The sequence below is a fragment of the Pseudomonas nunensis genome, assembly GCF_024296925.1.
Classification (GTDB): domain Bacteria; phylum Pseudomonadota; class Gammaproteobacteria; order Pseudomonadales; family Pseudomonadaceae; genus Aquipseudomonas; species Aquipseudomonas nunensis.
In genome coordinates, this window is sequence record NZ_CP101125.1 from 5,599,120 (window position 1) to 5,618,028 (window position 18,909).

General features: G+C 60.8%; 17 protein-coding genes and 1 riboswitch. Of the genes, 5 read left to right on the plus strand and 12 right to left on the minus strand.

Annotated features, from left to right (window positions below; translation table 11 throughout):
• Positions 1-3: 3 nt before the first annotated feature.
• The 8 genes from NK667_RS24625 to NK667_RS24660 all read right to left on the minus strand — a co-directional run bounded on the left by NK667_RS24625 (position 4) and on the right by NK667_RS24660 (position 7,739).
• A complete protein-coding gene (locus NK667_RS24625) occupies positions 4-525 on the minus strand; it encodes a retropepsin-like aspartic protease family protein (protein WP_054053322.1) in 522 nt (173 codons plus the stop codon).
• On the minus strand, positions 522-1,511 hold the full coding sequence (locus NK667_RS24630; protein ID WP_054616405.1) for an esterase-like activity of phytase family protein: 990 nt from the start codon (positions 1,509-1,511) through the stop codon (positions 522-524). The genes NK667_RS24625 and NK667_RS24630 overlap by 4 nt, the downstream gene beginning before the upstream one ends.
• Entirely contained in the window at positions 1,511-3,415 is a 1,905-nt protein-coding gene (gene parE, locus NK667_RS24635) for a DNA topoisomerase IV subunit B (RefSeq protein WP_054053318.1), read from the minus strand. The genes NK667_RS24630 and parE overlap by 1 nt, the downstream gene beginning before the upstream one ends.
• Positions 3,416-3,456: 41 nt before the next feature.
• Positions 3,457-4,065: a YqiA/YcfP family alpha/beta fold hydrolase gene (locus NK667_RS24640; RefSeq protein ID WP_054053316.1), complete on the minus strand. Its 609-nt coding sequence runs from the start codon at positions 4,063-4,065 to the stop codon at positions 3,457-3,459.
• Positions 4,066-4,269: 204 nt separating this feature from the next.
• Positions 4,270-4,518, minus strand: a complete 249-nt coding sequence (locus NK667_RS24645) for a DUF6124 family protein (RefSeq protein ID WP_054616406.1) — start codon at positions 4,516-4,518, stop codon at positions 4,270-4,272.
• Positions 4,519-5,763: 1,245 nt separating this feature from the next.
• Entirely contained in the window at positions 5,764-6,579 is an 816-nt protein-coding gene (gene cpdA / locus NK667_RS24650; RefSeq protein ID WP_054616408.1) for a 3',5'-cyclic-AMP phosphodiesterase, read from the minus strand.
• 99 nt (positions 6,580-6,678) lie between these two features.
• Positions 6,679-7,131 carry a DUF1249 domain-containing protein gene (locus NK667_RS24655; RefSeq protein WP_054053309.1) on the minus strand — a complete coding sequence of 151 codons (453 nt, stop codon included), beginning with the start codon at positions 7,129-7,131 and terminating at the stop codon, positions 6,679-6,681.
• Positions 7,122-7,739 (minus strand): NUDIX domain-containing protein, encoded by a 618-nt coding sequence (locus tag NK667_RS24660; RefSeq protein ID WP_054053308.1) that lies wholly within the window; start codon positions 7,737-7,739, stop codon positions 7,122-7,124. The genes NK667_RS24655 and NK667_RS24660 overlap by 10 nt, the downstream gene beginning before the upstream one ends.
• A 226-nt stretch (positions 7,740-7,965) precedes the next feature.
• Between NK667_RS24660 and NK667_RS24665 the strand changes: the two genes are divergently transcribed.
• On the plus strand, positions 7,966-8,709 hold the full coding sequence (locus NK667_RS24665) for an RsiV family protein (RefSeq protein ID WP_054616409.1): 744 nt from the start codon (positions 7,966-7,968) through the stop codon (positions 8,707-8,709).
• Here NK667_RS24665 and cytX read toward each other — a convergent pair.
• Positions 8,678-9,970, minus strand: coding sequence for a putative hydroxymethylpyrimidine transporter CytX (cytX, locus tag NK667_RS24670; protein ID WP_054616410.1), 1,293 nt, complete (start codon positions 9,968-9,970; stop codon positions 8,678-8,680). The genes NK667_RS24665 and cytX overlap by 32 nt on opposite strands.
• 159 nt (positions 9,971-10,129) lie before the next feature.
• Complete coding sequence (gene thiC / locus NK667_RS24675; protein ID WP_054053301.1) at positions 10,130-12,019, minus strand: phosphomethylpyrimidine synthase ThiC; 1,890 nt, start codon at positions 12,017-12,019, stop codon at positions 10,130-10,132.
• A gap of 173 nt (positions 12,020-12,192) precedes the next feature.
• Positions 12,193-12,298, minus strand: a riboswitch (TPP riboswitch).
• Positions 12,299-12,489: 191 nt separating this feature from the next.
• Here thiC and NK667_RS24680 point away from each other — a divergent pair.
• Positions 12,490-13,929, plus strand: coding sequence for a TolC family outer membrane protein (locus NK667_RS24680; protein ID WP_054053299.1), 1,440 nt, complete (start codon positions 12,490-12,492; stop codon positions 13,927-13,929).
• Between the two features lie 159 nt (positions 13,930-14,088).
• Here NK667_RS24680 and waaA read toward each other — a convergent pair whose 3' ends face one another.
• Positions 14,089-15,369, minus strand: a complete 1,281-nt coding sequence (gene waaA / locus NK667_RS24685; RefSeq protein ID WP_054616411.1) for a lipid IV(A) 3-deoxy-D-manno-octulosonic acid transferase — start codon at positions 15,367-15,369, stop codon at positions 14,089-14,091.
• A gap of 22 nt (positions 15,370-15,391) precedes the next feature.
• Complete coding sequence (locus NK667_RS24690; protein ID WP_054053295.1) at positions 15,392-16,282, minus strand: LysR family transcriptional regulator; 891 nt, start codon at positions 16,280-16,282, stop codon at positions 15,392-15,394.
• Between the two features lie 103 nt (positions 16,283-16,385).
• Here NK667_RS24690 and NK667_RS24695 point away from each other — a divergent pair, with 103 nt between their 5' ends.
• The 3 genes from NK667_RS24695 to NK667_RS24705 all read left to right on the plus strand — a co-directional run bounded on the left by NK667_RS24695 (position 16,386) and on the right by NK667_RS24705 (position 18,904).
• On the plus strand, positions 16,386-16,718 hold the full coding sequence (locus tag NK667_RS24695; protein WP_008027887.1) for a DMT family transporter: 333 nt from the start codon (positions 16,386-16,388) through the stop codon (positions 16,716-16,718).
• A 201-nt stretch (positions 16,719-16,919) separates the two neighbouring features.
• The gene (locus NK667_RS24700; RefSeq protein WP_054616412.1) at positions 16,920-18,095 is read left to right on the plus strand and encodes an NAD(P)/FAD-dependent oxidoreductase; all 1,176 of its coding nucleotides are present in this window, start codon (positions 16,920-16,922) and stop codon (positions 18,093-18,095) included.
• On the plus strand, positions 18,092-18,904 hold the full coding sequence (locus NK667_RS24705; protein WP_054616413.1) for an aldo/keto reductase: 813 nt from the start codon (positions 18,092-18,094) through the stop codon (positions 18,902-18,904). The genes NK667_RS24700 and NK667_RS24705 overlap by 4 nt, the downstream gene beginning before the upstream one ends.
• The last annotated feature ends 5 nt before the right edge of the window (positions 18,905-18,909 follow it).

The window sequence follows — 18,909 nt, forward strand, 5'->3', positions numbered from 1 at the left end:
TCATCATTTCGTTGTCTGGCGCAGCAGCATGGTGCCACCGCGCTGGGTAAATTCAAGTTTGTTCAGTGCGCTCATACCGAGCAGCACTTGGTTGCCATCCAGGCCTGGCACGACGATGGCGCGCACATCACGCAGCACAATGTCACCCAGTTGCAGCCGGTCAACGCGGGTTCGATAACCCTCGGTGCGACCATTTGCAGTGCTCAGGGTCACCCCGAAGCCTTGTTCAAGTTTCAGCCGTTCGGCCATTTCTGCCGGGATCGCCACATCGGTCGCCCCGGTATCGAGCATGAAATTCACCGGCTGACCGTTGATCTGGCCGCTGGCGACGAAATGTCCCTGGGTGTTGCCCACCAGTTTCACTTCGATAAAACCTTCGCCCTGCTCCGACGTGACCACCACGTTGGGATTTTGCTGACGCTCTTCCAACTGCCCGAAAAACCGCGTTGCCAGAAACAACGCCGCGCACCAGGCCAACACCATAAACACCCGACCGGCGCGTTTACCCGGCGTTTGCTGGCTCATGGCTTGGCGCTCCAGCCACCTTCAGGCGCCGCGAAGCGCCAGACAATCGGGCGGACCTCACCGTCGGCGCGGGGACCGAAGTTATTGTCGACCCCCATCCACGCACCGTCGGCGTCGATGATCAATGCCTCTTCCAAGCCGTAGTTCTGCGCATAACGCCGGTTTTTTTGTAACAGCTCGGCGGCATACGACCAGCAGCGCTCGACTTTGGCGGTCTGCGGATCGCGACGACAGATCTGAAAGGCGTTGCGCTCAAGGGTAAACAGCTTGCCCTCGAACAATGACAAGTCGGAAAAATCCCGGTTGACCGCTTTCGCGTGAGGAAACTGCGGCGGCTGCATTTCCTTGCCGGCTTCACTCAAAAGCACACAGCGACCGTCGCAATCCCAGACCGTCTGTTGGCGCTTGATCAGCAACAAACCACGGCTTTGACGCTCTGCGGCGAGCCACATCTGATCGCCTGCGGGATTGATCGCCAGGCCTTCGAATATCGCATTGAATTGCAGCAGCATGCCCCTGGCCCGCGCTTCGCGAACCATCATGGGCGAGATTTTCAGCCAGTTTGCCGGGCCCGTTGGCGGTACTTGCAGAACAGCCGCATGGCCTTCGCTGACGATGTAGCGATTGCCGGCGCTGTCGCAGGTGATGCCTTCGAAATCCAGATCCCCGCCGCGCACGAAAGAAGCCGCCCAGGTCCGCGAACGCAAACCCCAGGGCAAACCCGTGTCCGGCACGGGAGGAACGTCGATGCGCACCACTTCGGCTTGCCAAGTGCTGGCGGTCGTGTCGAGACGGTAGATTTGATCATCGTCGCGATCGGAAACCGTCCACAGGTCCTTGCCGCACTGGGCCAGCCCCGACAGGTTGCCGCCGCGCATGCCATCGACGGCATGCTCGGACACCACGCGCAGCTCTGGCACCGGCTCGGCAGACACCGTTAACGAGGTCAGCAGCAACGCACACGCCATGGCAAAGCCAAAGCGCATCAGCCCAGAACCTCGGCCAGGTTGCCCTTGGACTCCAACCAGGATTTACGATCACCGGCGCGTTTCTTCGCCAGCAGCATGTCCATCATTTCCGAGGTCGCTTCGAAATCGTCCAGCGTCAACTGCACCAGGCGCCGCGTGTTCGGGTCCATGGTGGTTTCGCGCAACTGCGGCGGGTTCATTTCACCCAGACCTTTGAATCGAGTGACCTGCGGCTTGCCGCGTTTCTTCTCGGCCACCAGGCGATCGAGGATGCCATCGCGCTCGGCTTCGTCGAGGGCGTAGTAAATCTCTTTGCCCAAGTCGATGCGGTACAGCGGCGGCATCGCGACGTAGACGTGACCGGCATCCACCAACGGGCGGAAGTGCTGGACGAACAAGGCGCAGAGCAAGGTTGCGATGTGCAGACCGTCGGAGTCGGCGTCGGCGAGGATGCAGATCTTGCCGTAGCGCAACTGGGCGATGTCCGCCGAACCCGGATCAACCCCGATGGCCACCGCGATGTTGTGCACTTCCTGGCTGGCCAGCACTTCGCTGCCGTCGACTTCCCAAGTGTTGAGGATCTTGCCGCGCAACGGCAGGATCGCTTGAAACTCTTTGTCCCGCGCCTGCTTGGCCGAACCGCCGGCGGAATCACCTTCCACCAGGAACAGCTCGGAACGCATCGGGTCCTGCCCGGCGCAGTCAGCGAGCTTGCCCGGCAGCGCCGGCCCTGCCGTGACGCGCTTGCGCTCGACTTTCTTGCTGGCCTTCAGACGACGGCCGGCGTTGTTGATCGCCAGCTCCGCCAGCAGCATGCCGGTTTCCGGGTTGGCGTTGAGCCACAGGCTGAACGCATCCTTGACCACCCCGGAAACGAAGGCCGCCGCTTCACGGGACGACAGGCGTTCCTTGGTCTGGCCGGAGAATTGTGGTTCCTGCATCTTCATCGACAGGACGAAGGCAATACGTTCCCAGACGTCTTCCGGCGCCAGCTTCACGCCGCGCGGCAACAGGCTGCGGAATTCGCAGAACTCGCGCATGGCATCGAGCAAACCCTGACGCAAACCGTTGACGTGGGTACCGCCCTGGGCCGTCGGGATCAGGTTGACGTAGCTTTCCTGCACGCTGTCGCCACCTTCCGGCAACCACAGCAGCGCCCAATCGACTGCTTCTTTATTACCGGCCAGGCTGCCGCAGAACGGCTCGTCCGGCAGGCGTTCGAAGCCGTTGACCGCATCTACGAGATAGGAACGCAGGCCGTCTTCGTAATGCCATTCGACTTTCTCGCCGGTGGCCTTGTCTTCAAAACTGACCAGCAGCCCCGGGCACAACACGGCCTTGGCCTTGAGCACGTGCTTGAGGCGGCTGATGGAGAATTTTGGTGAATCGAAGTATTTCGGGTCCGGCGCGAAGAACACGCTGGTGCCGGTGTTGCGCTTGCCGACGGTGCCAATCACTTCCAGCTCGGTTTTCTTGTAACCGTCAGCGAAAGTCATCTGGTATTCGTTGCCGTCACGCTTGACGCGCACCCGGACTTCGTTCGACAAGGCGTTGACCACGGAAATACCCACCCCGTGCAGACCGCCGGAGAACTGGTAGTTCTTGTTGGAAAACTTGCCGCCCGCATGCAGCTTGGTGAGGATCAGCTCGACCCCGGAAACACCCTCTTCCGGGTGAATGTCCACCGGCATGCCACGGCCGTCATCGCTGACTTCCAGGGAGTGATCGGCGTGCAGGATGACCTGCACCGACGTCGCATGCCCGGCCAAGGCTTCGTCGACGCTGTTGTCGATGACTTCCTGGGCAAGGTGGTTCGGCCGACTGGTGTCGGTGTACATGCCGGGGCGTTTACGCACCGGGTCGAGGCCCGAGAGGACTTCGATGGCGTCTGCGTTATAAGAGCTAGCGCTGGGAGTGGCCATGGGGTCTCGTCGTCAATGTTCTGTGAAATAGGGGCGAGGGTTCACAGTGCTGTGAAATCAATCGCCTGATACAAATCTGCGCCGATGCCGGCAAAACTCAGCATTGCCGGCAATTGCCCGGCAAAGCCCTGAAAACTATGGTCGCCGCCGGCCTGGATGCGCAAGGCACAGGCTCGGTAATACTGCTGGGCGAGGCGGTAGTCCAGCGTTTCGTCGCCGGTCTGCAACCACACCTGATACCGCTGCGGATCCTGGGGCGCCGGCACTTCCAGCTCGGCCAGGGCCGTCACATGGTCGTGGGTCAATTCCCAGGCTTCATCGGTATACAGGTTTTTCTGCGTCCCCAGATACCCGTCAAACATCCGGTGCGGACTGACGGCCGGGTTGATCAACAGAGCCTTGAGGCCATGCTGCTCGGCCAGGTGAGTCGCATAGTAGCCGCCGAGTGAGCTGCCGACCAGCAGCGGCCGCCCCAGCTCCTCAATCGCCCGATTCAACTGACCGATGGCCTCGCGCGGGTGGTGGTGCAACGCCGGAACCCGCAACTGATCGCTCAAGCCCAGACGCTCCATCACTGCCATCAACTGAGTCGCCTTTTTTGACGAAGGCGCGCTGTTGAAACCGTGGATATAAAGGATCGAACCGGACATTAGAACTCCCTGAGCGTCGGGTAAAGAGGCGCAGTTTACAGGGAGACGGGGGGATCGGGGATATAGGCAGGAATCAGGTTGCCCGGACAGGCGTCATCGCGAGCAAGCTCGCTCCCACAGTTGATCAAGGTGTCCGGGCGGACGCGGGCCAATGTGGGAGCGAGCTTGCTCGCGATGAACGATAACGCGGTCTATCTGAAAAAATCATGCCGGATCGATGTTATCCAGCGCCCGACTCACCGCCAGCTCGGCCAACATGACCAACTGCTGGATCGCCATCGCCGTCTGCCGGTCCGGCCATTGCAGGCGCGCGGCAAAATCACTGGCAATGACATTCGCTGAAGCAAGGGACTCACAGGCATTGGCTAGCAGGCTCTCCGAGTCCTTTTCGGGGACGATCATGTACATCGTGTCGGGCTTGTGGTCGGGGGGATTGGGGGTGGGTTTGAACATGGTGACACCTCAGTTCTTTAATAAGGAGCCACCCCCAAATTGCCGCGATGCAAAGTAAGGGTGGCAGCTGTACGCGGGTTCGCGGACCGAGAACTGAGAATCGGCATACCCGAAGGTATCCCACGCACAGCCGCCATGACACAAAACGACAGGCACCCAAAAGTGCTGTTGAAAGGCGCGGCGATTATGCCTCAGTTCAGTGGGCCGCGAAGCCCGGACGCTGAATGTGTCAGCGACAGGCAAAAGGCTAGAGATCACGCGTCTGACGGGCAACCTGAAAACATCGTGGGAAGATTCTGAAAATTTTGCTGACGATTAAACAGCGTTGTCAGTGAGAGCGTTTTCGCGAGCAGGCTCGCTCCCACATTTGGATTGCGCATGACCGGAAGAAATGGGTCGGCTGACAGGCCGCCTTCGCAGGCAAGCCAGCTCCCACAGTTTTAACCGAGTACCGCCGGGAGAAATGGGTCGGCTGGCAGGACGCCTTCGCGGGCAAGCCTCGCTCCTACAAATTGATCGAGTGCATTCGGGAGGATTGGTCGGCTGTCAGGACGCCTTCGCAGGCAAGCCAGCTCCCACAGTTTTAACCGAGTACAGCCGGGAGAAATGGGTCGGCTGGCAGGACGCCTTCGCGGGCAAGCCTCGCTCCTACAGTTTGATCGAGTGCATTCGGGAGGGATTGGTCGGCTGTAAGGACGCCTTCGCAGGCAAGCCAGCTCCCACAGTTTTGATCGAGTACATCCGGGAGGGGTTGGTCGGCTGTCAGGCCGCCTTCGCGGGCAAGCCTCGCTCCTACAAGTTGATCGAGTGCATTAGGGAGGGGTTGGTCGGCTGTCAGGCCGCCTTCGCGGGCGAGCCATGCTCCTACACAAGCAGCCCACCGCACACCGCCCCGCTTCTAACCACTCAGGGCCGAGCGTTAGCTCGCCTGCCCTTGATCTTGCCCTGCCCGCCCCTTCGGGAGGCTGAGTGGAGGTGTTCATCTGGGGGTGGGCGCGTAGCGCCGTGCGGCGAAGCCGCACACATCGAGAGGAGGTCGAAGCGAAGCCGACCGTAGGCGATGCCCCCAGATGAATACCGGAACGAAGGAACGCCGAGCCTAAGCGAGGGGCCGGACGCCGGGGCGAGACCTTTTGGTTCCTTTTGGCTGGGCCGGCATTCCGGGCGTTTGCCAAAAGGGACTCGCCGTAAGGGCGAAACCCTAAGCCGCCGTTACCGCAGAAATGGATATGTACACAGTAGAAATCAATAACCGTCAGACCCGTAATCAACCGTAAAGTCAAACCCGGTAACCCGCTCCACCCCCGTCTCAAGTACCCCATCAGGCAAAAGCCGCAACCACCGATACCCAGGCGCCTGCTCCCCAACCTTAAAGTCCTCACTCCCAGGCTCAAACTGAATACACGTCGAAGGCGAAGCCATCAACCGCACCCCATTGCGATCCTGATCAAACTCCTGATGCACATGCCCCCACAAAACCGCGCGCACCTGAGGAAACCGATCCAACACCGCAAACAACCCCTCAGGATTACGCAACCCGATCGGCTCCATCCACGCACACCCAATCGACACCGGATGATGATGGAAGCACACCAGATGATGCCGCTCCGGCGCCTCACTCAAAGAACGCGCCAACAACTGCAACTGCTCATCCTGCAAATACCCCGGCACCGAACCCGGCACCGCCGAATCAAGCAGCGTAATCCGCCAGTTGGCCAGATCCACCACCGACTCCAGCAGCGCGCTTTGCACCGCCGCCTCAGCCATGACCATAGGCTCATCGTGATTCCCCGGAATCCAGCGTGCCGGAGCATCAAGCTGTCGGGTCAGATTGCGAAACTGCTGATACGACTCCAACGTCCCGTCCTGGGAAATATCGCCGCTCGCGACAATCAGATCGATCTGCGGTTGCTGCTGGCGCACCAACTCGATGACCTTTTGCAGGCTGTCCCGCGTATTCATGCCCAGCAACGTACCGTCCGCCTCGGCGAACAAGTGACTGTCGGAGATTTGCACCAGCAACGCCGAATCGGCGGTGGTCAATGTGGATACGCTCGGCAAGGCGTTCTCCCGGGGCTGAATCACGGAATTGGATAGAGGCCGCAATTATGCTGGGGGAAGGTCAAAAGAGGAAACGTATGAACCGGACGCAGTTCACATCTATCGAACGACTGCGTACTCGTGCCCACACGCCAGACAGTGACTCAGCCATTCCCCCAGGAACAGATTGAGCTGGGCCTTTTCATCCGGCTGATGCATCGCGGCATTCGGATAAGGATAGATGCCACGGAAGCGTCTTGCATGTTCGGCGCTGACAACCTCGGCCATGCAGGCGTCGTGGTAGACCTGAACTTCCAGTTGCGGCACCGGCAGCCATGGCAGGCTGTGTTCCTGGCGCACTTGCAGGGTCGTGGTGTACGGGTTGACTTGCAGCACTTCCAGCGCCAGTACCCCGAGCATCTGGTCACCCTGGGTCACGGCGATGCGCCGTGCCTCGGGCTCGCTGCGCATGTCCGGCAGCAGTCGCATCAAACGCGCGTAGTTCGCCTCGCAGGAGGCTTGCAGCCCCACGAGGTCCACCCGATAGCGATCGCGCAGCTTGTTTACGACCATAACCCCCTCACTTCAGCGCGGTTCAAAGCAAGCCATTGCAAAGCAATGATGCTGGCCGCGTTGGCAATTCGTCCGTCGCGTACGGCCTGCAGGGCATCTTCGAAAGCCCAGACCGTGACGCGGATATCTTCCGCTTCTTCTGCCAGTCCATGCAGCCCCCCTACTCCAGTGCTGTCGCAACGCCCCAGGTACAAATGCACGAATTCGTTGCTGCCACCCGGGGACGGGAAATACTTGGTCATGGGCCAAAGCGCCCCGAACACAAGCCCAGCTTCCTCCTGCGCTTCGCGGTGAGCAACTTCTTCCGGTTCTTCGTCTTTATCGATCAGACCGGCGACCAATTCGATCAGCCATGGGTTAGCCGTCTTGCCCATGGCGCCGACGCGGAACTGCTCGATCAACACCACTTCGTCGCGCTGCGGATCGTAAGGCAGCACGCACACCGCATCGTGGCGCACGAACACTTCACGATTGATTTCGCGACTCATGCCGCCAGCGAATAATTCATGGCGCAAATGCAGACGATCGAGCTTGTAGAAACCCGCGTAGCACTGTTCGCGTCGAACGATCTCAACGTTGGTTGGAATGGCGTTGGCAAAATCAGTCATGACAATCCTCTCTACTGCAATCCGTTACGAGGCTCCTTTTTGTTACGTGCAACCTCGACTTCGCGCCATCCTAACGCGCCCGCGACCTTTGATGCAGCCCCTTTACCTTCAGCGGGATAGACGGTGAGGGCGAAACCAACTCTAATTAGCTTAGTGGCGAACTGACTGCTCCGTTGATAGTCGAAGCGGTAACTTTTCGCCTTTCCCTGTTTTATGAAGGACGCCCATGTCGCTTTTTAAAATCGCCTCCGTGGCCGCTATCGCCCTGACCCTGGGCGCTTGCCAGAGCCTGTTCCAACCCAACTACCGGACGCCGCTGGAAACCACCCGCGATGCTTCGGAAATCCTCAAGCCGGGTTGCACCACGCCTGATTGCCCGTTGGTGAACATCGACACCCTGCGTTTCCCGGACGAGCCACAGCTGGACGGCATCGTCGAAAAGAACCTGCTGCAATTGACCCGCACCCCGGATGCCCCCGCAGCGCCGACCCTGGCCGCCTATCGCGATCAGTTTTTGCGCACCGCCGCACCGCGTTCCAGCAGCTATTTGCAAGCCAAGGTACGTGAGCAGCATGACGGCTTGGTGATCGTTGAATTTTCCAGCTACCTGGACACCGGTGGCGCGCATGGCACACCGGGCCGCAGCTTTATCAACTATTCGCGCCAGCAGCATAAAGTGCTGACGCTGTCGGATATGTTGCTGCCGGGTCAGGAAGAAGCGTTCTGGAAAGCCGCGCAAGTGGCGCACAACAGCTGGCTGATCAGCACCAAGCTCGATCAGGAAGCGGATTTCCTGAAGACCTGGCATTTCCAGAAAACCCAGAACGTGGCGCTGACCTACGGTGGGGTGATCCTCAAGTACGAAGTGAGCACCATCGCGCCTTACGCGTTGGGCCACATCGAACTGAAGATCCCCTACCCGCGCCTGAATGGCATTCTCAGGCCCGAGCTGTTTCCCGGCCGTAACTGAAGGCTCGACCGAGCACTAGTTGCAGCAGCCCTGCCAGTACCAGCGACGGCAGGGTTGCGCCGACATCCGGATACAGATTAGCCAGCAAATGATAGGTGCTCACCCCGCCCAACCAGGCGAGCAACGCCGGCCAGCGCAATGCGGCTGACGCGACCTGAGCACTGCGTTTGCGCAGGATGAAGTGATCCACCAGCACCACGCCGAACAACGGCGCAAACACCGAACCGATCAACAACAGGAAGTTCTGGTACTGGGCCAATGGCGCCAGGCACGCGATCAGTGTGCAAATCACGCCAATCGCCAACGCCAGATGCTCGACCTTCAGGCGCAACAAAATCCCGCTCGACACCGCCGCCGAGTGAATATCGGCAAAGGCGTTTTCCGACTCGTCCAGCAGAATCAGCAGCAGCGGAATCCCCAGGCCGGCACCCGCCAACGCCAACAGCAAGGCATTCACTTCACCGCTCGGCGCGAACGCCAGGGTGTAAGCCACGCCCAAGCTCATCAGCCAGAAGTTACCGATAAAGAAACCCAGCGCGGTGCCGCCGAACACGTTTTTCGCACGCTTGCCGAAACGCGAGTAGTCGGCAATCAGCGGCAGCCAGGACAGCGGCATCGCGATTGCGATGTCGAAGCCCACGGCGAACGGCATCGAACCATCACCCGCCTGGTGCCACAACGCCGCCAGATCGGCTTTGGTGAACAGGTTCCAGGTCAGCCAGATACACGCCGCCAGCAACAGCCAGATGCCCCACTTGCGCAGGATCTGACGTACGAAAGTCAGTGGACCACTGACCGCGAGCAAGGTCGCGAGTGCGCCGAACACCAAAGTCCAGAGCAGCGGATTTGACAGCAGACTGCCTTCGCTGAACGCCTTGGCGCCAAGCAGGCTGGCGGCGTCGCGCATGACGATAATTTCGAACGAGCCCCAACCGATCAGTTGCAGCAGGTTCAGCACCGCTGGCAGGCTTGCGCCACGTTTGCCGAGACTGAGTTTGAGCGCGGCCATCGACGACAGGCCGGTATCGCTGCCGATCACGCCAACGGCGGCCAGCAGCAAAACGCCGACCAGGGTGCCGAGGAAAATCGCCAGCAGCGAGCCGGACAGACCCAGACCCGGCGCGAGCAAAGCACCGGTCTGCAAGACCATCAGGCCGATGCCGAGGGAGAACCACAGGGAAAACAGATCGCGACCGCCAAAGACACGTTTGTCTTTTGGCACCGCGATGTCAGGGGAATAGGTGCTGGGTTGAATGCTCAAGGGTGTTATCTCAGAGGGATAAGTGTGTCATTGAGATCTTCGGTGCCTGGCCCGGCGCCTTCGCGAGCAAGCCCGCTCCCACATTTGGAATGCATTCCAATGTGGGAGCGGGCTTGCTCGCGAAGGCGGCAGCACAGGCACCGTCAATCACAGGTCAGATCAAACCTTCTTGTACAACTGACTGCCTTCCTGCTTGAAACGCTCTGCCTGGTCCGCCAATCCCTGGGCGACTTCGGCGTCTACTGTTTCGATCCGCTGGTTGGCCGCGTATTCACGGACTTCCTGGGTGATTTTCATCGAGCAGAATTTCGGCCCGCACATGGAGCAGAAGTGCGCGACCTTGGCCGAATCCTTCGGCAGGGTTTCATCGTGATACGAGCGTGCGGTGTCCGGGTCGAGGCCCAGGTTGAACTGGTCTTCCCAGCGGAATTCGAAACGTGCCTTGCTCAAGGCATTGTCACGAATCTGCGCGCCCGGATGGCCCTTCGCAAGGTCGGCGGCATGCGCGGCGATCTTGTAGGTGATGATCCCGGTCTTCACGTCATCCTTGTTCGGCAGGCCCAAGTGTTCCTTCGGCGTGACGTAGCAAAGCATGGCGCAACCGAACCAGCCGATCATCGCCGCACCGATGCCGGAAGTGATGTGGTCGTAGCCCGGCGCGATGTCGGTAGTCAGCGGGCCGAGGGTGTAGAACGGCGCCTCGTCGCAGCACTCGAGCTGCTTGTCCATGTTCTCTTTGATCAACTGCATCGGCACGTGGCCAGGGCCTTCGATCATGCACTGCACGTCGTGCTTCCAGGCGATCTTGGTCAGCTCGCCGAGGGTTTCCAGCTCACCGAATTGCGCAGCGTCGTTGGCGTCGGCAATCGAACCCGGACGCAGGCCATCGCCCAGCGAGAAGCTGACGTCGTAGGCCTTCATGATTTCGCAGATGTCTTCGAAATGCGTGTAGAGGAAGTTCTCTTTGTGATGCGCCAGGCACCACTTGGCCATGATCGAACCGCCACGGGAAACGATGCCGGTCACGCGTTTGGCGGTCAGCGGCACGTAGCGCAACAACACGCCGGCGTGGATGGTGAAGTAATCGACGCCCTGCTCGGCCTGTTCGATCAGCGTGTCGCGGAACAGCTCCCAGGTCAGGTCTTCGGCAGCGCCGCCGACTTTTTCCAGGGCCTGATAAATCGGTACCGTACCGATCGGCACTGGCGAGTTGCGGATGATCCACTCGCGGGTTTCGTGAATGTGCTTGCCGGTGGACAGGTCCATGACCGTGTCCGAACCCCAGCGAATGCCCCAGGTCAGTTTCGCCACTTCTTCTTCGATGGACGAACCCAGGGCGCTGTTGCCGATGTTGCCGTTGATCTTCACCAGGAAGTTACGGCCGATGATCATCGGTTCCAGTTCGGTGTGGTTGATGTTGGCCGGAATGATCGCGCGGCCACGGGCGATTTCGTCGCGGACAAATTCCGGGGTGATGATTTTCGGCACGCTGGCGCCGAAGCTGTGACCGGCATGTTGCTGGTCCAGCAGCCCGGCGGCGCGGGCCACTTCGAGCTTCATGTTTTCGCGGATGGCAACGTATTCCATCTCGGCGGTGATGATGCCTTTGCGGGCATAGTGCATCTGGCTGACGTTGGCCCCGGCCTTGGCGCGGCGCGGGTTGTTCACGTGGGCGAAACGCAGCTTGGTCAGTTCGGCATCGGCGAGGCGTTCCTGGCCGAAGTTGGAGCTCAGGCCCGGCAGGCGCTCGGTGTCGCCACGGGATTCGATCCACGGCGAACGCACATCGGCCAGGCCTTTGCGCACGTCGATGATGACATTGGGATCGGTGTAAGGGCCCGAGGTGTCGTACACAACCACAGGCGCGTTGATCTCACCGCCGAAGTCGGTCGGGGTCACATCAAGGCTGATTTCGCGCATTGGCACGAGGATGTCCGGGCGGGAACCTTGGACATAGATTTTTTGCGAGCGGGTAAACGGTTGAACCGACTGTTGATCGACTTGGGCCGAATCACTCAGGTTCGTCGTATTTTTTAGTTTTATCGTCATCACGGGCTCTCCAGACAGCATCCAGCAGTGGATTTTTGTCGGAGCGAACCTGTAACGAATGGACGCGACCAATCAGCCATGAAAATGCCGTTGGTGCTGTGCTCTGTGCTCGAGGGCTGTCGACTGTCGATTGTCGAACAACATCCCGGACGAAGCACAAGAGGACTCGCCGGGTGACGAGAAATCTTGTTCCCTACGCAGGCGCTAACCTGATCAGGTTCAACGGGATCCGAAATTATTCGATCTCAGCCTCATAGCAAGGCACCCCGACAAGAACCCGGCCAGTCTAGACACAACTGGCAAAGAACGCCAACACCGCGGTAAACACCATGATGAATGGCGCAATTAGCAGATTGTTGCGGTACGCGCGTGCAACTACACTCGCTACGCCGTGCTGCGCCTTGACGCTGTGCGGGCCGCGCCTTACCTTTGGCGCTCAAATTATCAGCGTAATTTTTAGGGATGGCCTCATGCTGCGCAAACTCTCACTGGCCCTTGCCGTGTCTTGTGCGTCCAATGGAATGGCCTGGGCAGCTGAAGCGCCCTTATCCACCAAGACCGACCTTGTCAGCGTCTATCAGGAAGCGGTGGACAACAACGCCGACCTGGCTGCCGCCCGCGCGCAATACGGCGCGCAAAAAGAAGTCGTGCCCCAGGCCCGTGCCGGCCTGCTGCCGAACCTGTCGGGCGGGGCCAACCTGAGTTCCGTGCGCACTCAGCTCGATCAGCCGTCCGGCACCGCCAACCGCGATGCCCACTCCTATCAGGCGACATTGGCTCAGCCACTGTTCCGCGCTGATCGCTGGTTCCAGTTCCAGGCCGCCAAAGACGTCAACGAGCAGGCCTCGCTGCAACTGTCGGCCACCGAGCAGAACCTGATCCTGCAATCGGCGGAAAGCTATTTCAACGTGCTGCGCAGCCAGGACAACCTGGCCTCGACCAAGGCTGAAGAAGCGGCGTTCAAGCGCCAGCTCGACCAGTCCAACGAGCGCTTCGATGTCGGCCTGTCGGACAAGACCGACGTGCTGCAATCCCAGGCCAGTTACGACACCGCGCGGGCTAACCGGATTCTCGCCCAGCGTCAGGTGGACGATGCGTTTGAAGCGCTGATCACCCTGACCAACCGCCAGTACAACTCGATTCAGGGCATCGTTCATACACTGCCGATCCTGCCGCCAGCGCCGAACGACGCCAAGGCCTGGGTCGACACCGCCGCCAAACAGAACCTGAATCTGCTGGCCAGCAACTACGCAGTCAGCGCCGCCGAAGAAACCCTCAAGCAACGCAAGGCTGGCCACGCGCCAACCCTCGATGCGGTAGCCAAATACGAAAAGGGCGACAACGACGCGCTGGGCTTCAGCAACCCGAGCGCCTTCGGCCAGCCTTACGGCGGCAACGTCGAACAGACCACCGTCGGCCTGCAAGTGAACATCCCGATCTACAGCGGCGGGCTGATCAATTCCCAGGTGCGCGAGTCGTATTCACGTCTTGACCAGACCGAGCAACAGCGCGAGCAACTGCGCCGGCAAGTGGTGGAAAACACCCGCAACCTGCATCGCGCGGTGAACACCGATGTCGAGCAAGTACAGGCGCGCAAGCAATCGATCATCTCCAACCAGAGCGCGGTGGAAGCGACGGAAATCGGTTATCAGGTGGGGACGCGCAACATCGTCGACGTACTCGATGCCCAGCGCCAGCTGTACACCTCGGTGCGCAACTACAACAACACCCGCTACGACTACATCCTCGACAACCTGCGCCTCAAGCAAGCGGCCGGTACGTTGAACCCGGGGGATTTGCAGGATTTGTCGCGCTATCTCAAGGCTGACTACAACCCTGACAAGGACTTCTTACCGCCGGACTTGGCCAAGGCTGCGGCGGAGCAGCTCAAGGCCCGGCCCGGCCAGTAATAGCAACCCCCTGTGGCGAGGGAGCTTGCTCCCGCTCGGCTGCGCAGCAGTCGTAAATCAGCCAATGCGGTCTACCCAACAGACCGCATACTCAGGGTTTGGGGCTGCTTCGCAGCCCAGCGGGAGCAAGCTCCCTCGCCACAATGGATCTATGGTGGATCAGGATTTGTCGATCAACCGCCCCAACCCATCCAGCAACCGCTGCAACGCCCCCTGATTGGTGCGCATCACCTTCAATCCCGCCTCTGCCATCCGTTGCGCATCTCGCGGCAATTCGAACAAGCGCTGCACCGCCACCGCCAATCCTTCCGCGTCATCGACCTCAGCCAACGCCCCGGCACTGCGCAATTGCGCGGCGATTTCGAGGAAGTTGAACAAGTGCGGACCGCTCAAAACCGGCTTGGCCAGCGCCGCCGGCTCCAGCAGGTTATGCCCGCCATTCGGCACCAGACTGCCGCCAACAAACGCGCTGTCGGCCAAGGCATACAGAAACAGCAACTCGCCCATGGTGTCGCCCAGCAACACCGAAGTATCGGCAGTCACCGGCTCACCCGTGGAGCGCCGCACCGTGGAGAAACCTTGCTGCTTGCACAACTCGAACACCGAATTGAAACGCTCCGGGTGACGCGGCACCAGAATCAGCAACGTATCGGGATGGCTGGCCAGCAATTGACGATGGGCCGCCAGCACCACTTCGTCTTCCCCTTCGTGGGTGCTGGCGGCGATCCATACCGGACGCTCCAGCGCCTGCCACTGCCCGCGCAACTCGGCGGCGCTTTGAAGCAGTTGCGGGTCGATGGGCAGGTCGAATTTGATCGAACCGGTGACTTCGACGGTTTCCGCACGCGCGCCGAGTGAACGGAAGCGCTCGGCCTCGGCTTCGGTCTGCACCGCAAACAAACTCATCTCGGCCAGCATCGGCCCGGTCAGTTTATGGAAACGGCCATAGCCTTTGGCCGAGCGCTCGGACAGTCGCGCGTTGGCCAGCGCCACCGGAATCCCGCGCTTGGCGCACTGGTGAATGTGGTTCGGCCACAGCTCGGTTTCCATGATCACCGCGAGTTTCGGCTGGACCCGATCCAGGAATCGCGCGGCGGCGCACGGCAGGTCATAAGGCAAATAGCAGTGCTGAATGCGCGGCTCGTTGGCGAACAAGGCCTGGATGCGTTCCGAACCGGTCGGGGTCATGCAGGTCACGGTGATCGGCAGCGTCGGATAGCGTTGCAGCAAGGCGCGAATCATCGGCGCCGCCGCGATGCTTTCGCCCACGGACACCGCGTGCACCCAGATGCCGCCCGGCTTCATCACCGGCAAGCCGAAGGAGAACCGCTCGCCAATGCGCTTGGCATACGCCGGCGCCTTGCGCGAACGCAGCCACAGTCGAATCGCTACCAGTGGCAGCCCCAGATAAAACAGCGCGGTGTAGAGAGTTCTATTCATGGCGGCGGAGTTTATCGGGTTTTCAGCCGATCGCCTGCAAGTGCACGGCAAAACGTTCGGCCAACCAACGCGCCGCCGGCCCGAGCGGTTCGTCGCGGCGCCAGACCAGCTCCACCACCAGCGCCGGCGGGGTCCATTCGCTGACCAGTTCGACCATCTGCCGTTGATACCCCGAATACTGCACAACGTTGCGCGGCAACCACGCCCAGCCGAGGCCGCGCATCAGCAATTCGGCGATGACGTAGAAGCTGTCGGCGCGCCACACCTGCGGGCTGGCCGGCTCGCTACCGGGATAAACGCTGGATTGCGCGGCCATCAGCAATTGGCGATGTTGGGCCAGTTGCTGGCAGTTGACCTCATCCAGCGCCGCCAACGGATGGCCGACGCCACACACGGTGACCATTTCGATACTGCCCAATACCCGCCGCTCCAGCGCCTCGGGAATCTGGTCGTGGTAGAACAACAAACCGAGATCGGCGCGGCGCTCCAGAAGTTTTCTCGCCACATCGCCCTGGGTTCCGTTGGACAATTGCACTTCCAGGCTGGGGAACTGCACCGCGAGCGCGCTGAGGCTGTCGACGATTGGCTGAAAAGGCATCGCCTCATCCTGGGCCAAACGGATGCGCGCTTCTTGGCCGCGCATCATCGCCAGCGCCCGGCCGTTCAAACGCTCACACTGTCGCAGCACCTCCCGCGCCTCTTCGAGCAAGGCACTGCCGGCCTCGGTCAGCTTCGGCTGGCGGCCACTGCTGCGGTCGAAAAGGCTCACGCCGAGGTCTTCCTCCAGCAACGCAATCGAGCTGCTGACCGCCGACTGCGCCTTGCGCTGATCCCGCGCCACCGCCGAAAACGAGCGCTGCTCCGCTACGCTGACAAACAAGCGCAGCTGTTCCAGGTTCCATTGCATGTTCATGGCTCGACCTATCTCGATGAAAGATAGGTAATGACTTTACCGCATCTGGGGAATCTCTAGAATGCCGACCTCAGAAAGCAACACTTCACACGAGGATTACCCCATGACCGCTTACTACTACCTTGCCATCGCCATCTGCGCCGAAGTGATCGCCACTGTTTCGATGAAAGCGGTCAAAGGTTTCAGCACGCCTCTGCCGCTGATCCTGGTGATCGTCGGCTATGGCATCGCGTTCTGGATGCTGACCCTGGTGGTGCGCAGCGTGCCGGTGGGTGTGGCTTACGCGGTGTGGGCAGGGATGGGGATTGTGATGGTCAGCGTCGCGGCGCTGTTTATCTACGGGCAGAAACTGGATGTGCCGGCAATGTTGGGGATGGCGTTGATTGTGCTGGGCGTTGTCGTCATCCAACTGTTCTCCAAAACCGCCGGCCACTAACTGCCGAAATCCAATCAACTGTGGGAGCGGGCTTGCTCGCGAATGCGGTGTATCAGGCAACTTCAATGTCGACTGGTACACCGCTTTCGCGAGCAAGCCCGCTCCCACAGGGGTTTTGCATCCACCCGATTGATCACCAGCAAAACCTCCAATCTTCGAGTCTGTATACTGCGCCCTCGTCTTGAACACTGAGGTCGCTGCATGCCATCCGTTATTTCCACCGACGTTCTGATTGTCGGCGCTGGTGTCGCCGGCCTCTGGCTCAATGCGCGTCTGCGCCGCCAGGGTTTTTCGACCGTGCTGGTGGAAAGTGCCAGCCTCGGCGGCGGGCAAAGCGTGAAGTCCCAGGGCATCATCCATGGCGGCGCCAAGTACGCGCTGCATGGCGCCCTGACCGGTGCTTCGGAAGCCATCGCCGACATGCCGCGCCGCTGGCGTGAAGCGCTGGCCGGTGACGGCGAATTGGACCTGAGCGGCGTGCGCCTGCTGTCCGAAGCCCATTACCTGTGGTCCCCGGGCACTATCGCCGGCAACCTAACGAGTTTCTTCGCCAGCAAAGCGGTGCGCGGGCGGGTCGATCAGGTCAAGGGCGATCAGCTTCCGCCAGCTCTGCAAGACAAGCGCTTCAAGGGCAAGGTGTATCGCCTGGCTGAACTGGTGATCGACGTGCCGAGCCTGATCCAGCGCCTCGCCGATCTGGCCGGTGACGGCTTGCTCGCCGGGCAAACCATCGAACCGTTGCTGGAAGGTGGCGTTCTGGTGGGCCTGACCGTCGACGGACGTGAAATCCGCGCCCAGCGCATCGTCCTCAGCGCCGGTGCCGGCACCGCCACGCTGCTCGAAGCGCTGGGGCTGAGCCAACCCGCCATGCAGCGCCGGCCATTGCACATGATCATCGCCAAAGGCCCGAGCCTCAAACCGCTGTACGCCCACTGCCTGGGCGGCGGCACCAAACCGCGCATCACCGTCACCACCCATCCGGCCGCCGATGGCCAGTGGGTCTGGTACTTGGGCGGTGACATTGCCGAAGCCGAAGGCGTGGCCCGCGAACCGGCGGAGCAAATCGCCACGGCGCAGAAAGAACTCGGCCAGTTGCTGCCGTGGATCGACCTGAGCACTGTGCAATGGGCGACCCTGCGCGTGGATCGCGCCGAGCCGCTGCAAACCGGCCTGACCCGTCCGGACAACGCGTTCCTGGCCGAAGAGGGTCGGCTGCTGGTGGGTTGGCCGACCAAACTGGCGCTGGCGCCGGACTTCGCTGATCGCGTCATCACCAGCCTGGCCCGCGACGGCATTCAACCCGGCCCAGCGGCGCCATTGCCGGACCTGCCAAAACCACCGATGGGCGTTCCTGCCTGGGAGCAACTGCTGCCATGAGCGTAAAAACCCTGCACGACTTGCATCGCCCGCTGGGCAGCACCGGCCTGCTGGTTTCGCCCTTGGGCCTGGGCACGGTAAAACTCGGTCGCGACCAAGGCGTGAAATACCCCAACGGCTTCCAGATCCCTGGCGATGACGAAGCACGAATGCTGCTCAAGCTCGCCCGCGACATGGGCATCAACCTGATCGACACCGCCCCGGCTTACGGTCGCAGCGAAGAACGTCTCGGCCCGTTGCTGCGCGGTCAGCGCCAGGAGTGGGTGATCGTCAGCAAAGTCGGCGAAGAGTTTGCCGATGGCCAGTCCCGTCACGACTTCAGTGCTGCCCACACCCGCCTCTCGGTGGAGCGCAGCCTGCAACGTCTGGAAACGGATTTTATCGACCTGGTGTTGGTGCATTCTGACGGCAACGACCTTGCGATCCTCAACGACTGCGAAGTCTACGAGACACTCGCCGAGCTCAAGGCCGAAGGCAAGATTCGCGGTTTCGGTTTTTCCGGCAAAACCGTCGAAGGCGGCTTGAAGGCTCTGGAACAAGGTGATTGCGCGATGGTCACCTACAATCTGAACGAACAAAACGAGAAAGCCGTCATTGACTATGCTGCTTCTCACGGCAAAGCGATCCTGGTGAAAAAAGCCCTCGCCAGCGGTCACGTCTGCCTCAGCCCCGGCGTGGACCCGGTGCGCGCCAGCTTCGAGTTGTTGTTTGAACATCCGGGCGTTGCCAGTGCTATTGTCGGGACCATCAATCCGCTGCACCTCGCCCACAACGTCGCGACCGTTGCCCAGGTCCTTCGTAGTAACTGACGCCG

Excerpts from the sequence above, each read along its gene's own strand:
- NK667_RS24665 (WP_054616409.1), top strand. The coding sequence starts at position 7,966 with ATGTCGCTTTTTAAAATCGCCTCCGTGGCCGCTATCGCCCTGACCCTG.
- NK667_RS24705 (WP_054616413.1), top strand. The coding sequence starts at position 18,092 with ATGAGCGTAAAAACCCTGCACGACTTGCATCGCCCGCTGGGCAGCACC.
- NK667_RS24700 (WP_054616412.1), top strand. The coding sequence starts at position 16,920 with ATGCCATCCGTTATTTCCACCGACGTTCTGATTGTCGGCGCTGGTGTC.
- NK667_RS24640 (WP_054053316.1), bottom strand. The coding sequence starts at position 4,065 with ATGTCCGGTTCGATCCTTTATATCCACGGTTTCAACAGCGCGCCTTCG.
- NK667_RS24680 (WP_054053299.1), top strand. The coding sequence starts at position 12,490 with ATGCTGCGCAAACTCTCACTGGCCCTTGCCGTGTCTTGTGCGTCCAAT.
- thiC (WP_054053301.1), bottom strand. The coding sequence starts at position 12,019 with ATGACGATAAAACTAAAAAATACGACGAACCTGAGTGATTCGGCCCAA.
- waaA (WP_054616411.1), bottom strand. The coding sequence starts at position 15,369 with ATGAATAGAACTCTCTACACCGCGCTGTTTTATCTGGGGCTGCCACTG.
- NK667_RS24655 (WP_054053309.1), bottom strand. The coding sequence starts at position 7,131 with ATGGTCGTAAACAAGCTGCGCGATCGCTATCGGGTGGACCTCGTGGGG.
- NK667_RS24625 (WP_054053322.1), bottom strand. The coding sequence starts at position 525 with ATGAGCCAGCAAACGCCGGGTAAACGCGCCGGTCGGGTGTTTATGGTG.
- NK667_RS24630 (WP_054616405.1), bottom strand. The coding sequence starts at position 1,511 with ATGCGCTTTGGCTTTGCCATGGCGTGTGCGTTGCTGCTGACCTCGTTA.
- NK667_RS24660 (WP_054053308.1), bottom strand. The coding sequence starts at position 7,739 with ATGACTGATTTTGCCAACGCCATTCCAACCAACGTTGAGATCGTTCGA.
- NK667_RS24645 (WP_054616406.1), bottom strand. The coding sequence starts at position 4,518 with ATGTTCAAACCCACCCCCAATCCCCCCGACCACAAGCCCGACACGATG.
- NK667_RS24690 (WP_054053295.1), bottom strand. The coding sequence starts at position 16,282 with ATGAACATGCAATGGAACCTGGAACAGCTGCGCTTGTTTGTCAGCGTA.
- parE (WP_054053318.1), bottom strand. The coding sequence starts at position 3,415 with ATGGCCACTCCCAGCGCTAGCTCTTATAACGCAGACGCCATCGAAGTC.
- NK667_RS24695 (WP_008027887.1), top strand. The coding sequence starts at position 16,386 with ATGACCGCTTACTACTACCTTGCCATCGCCATCTGCGCCGAAGTGATC.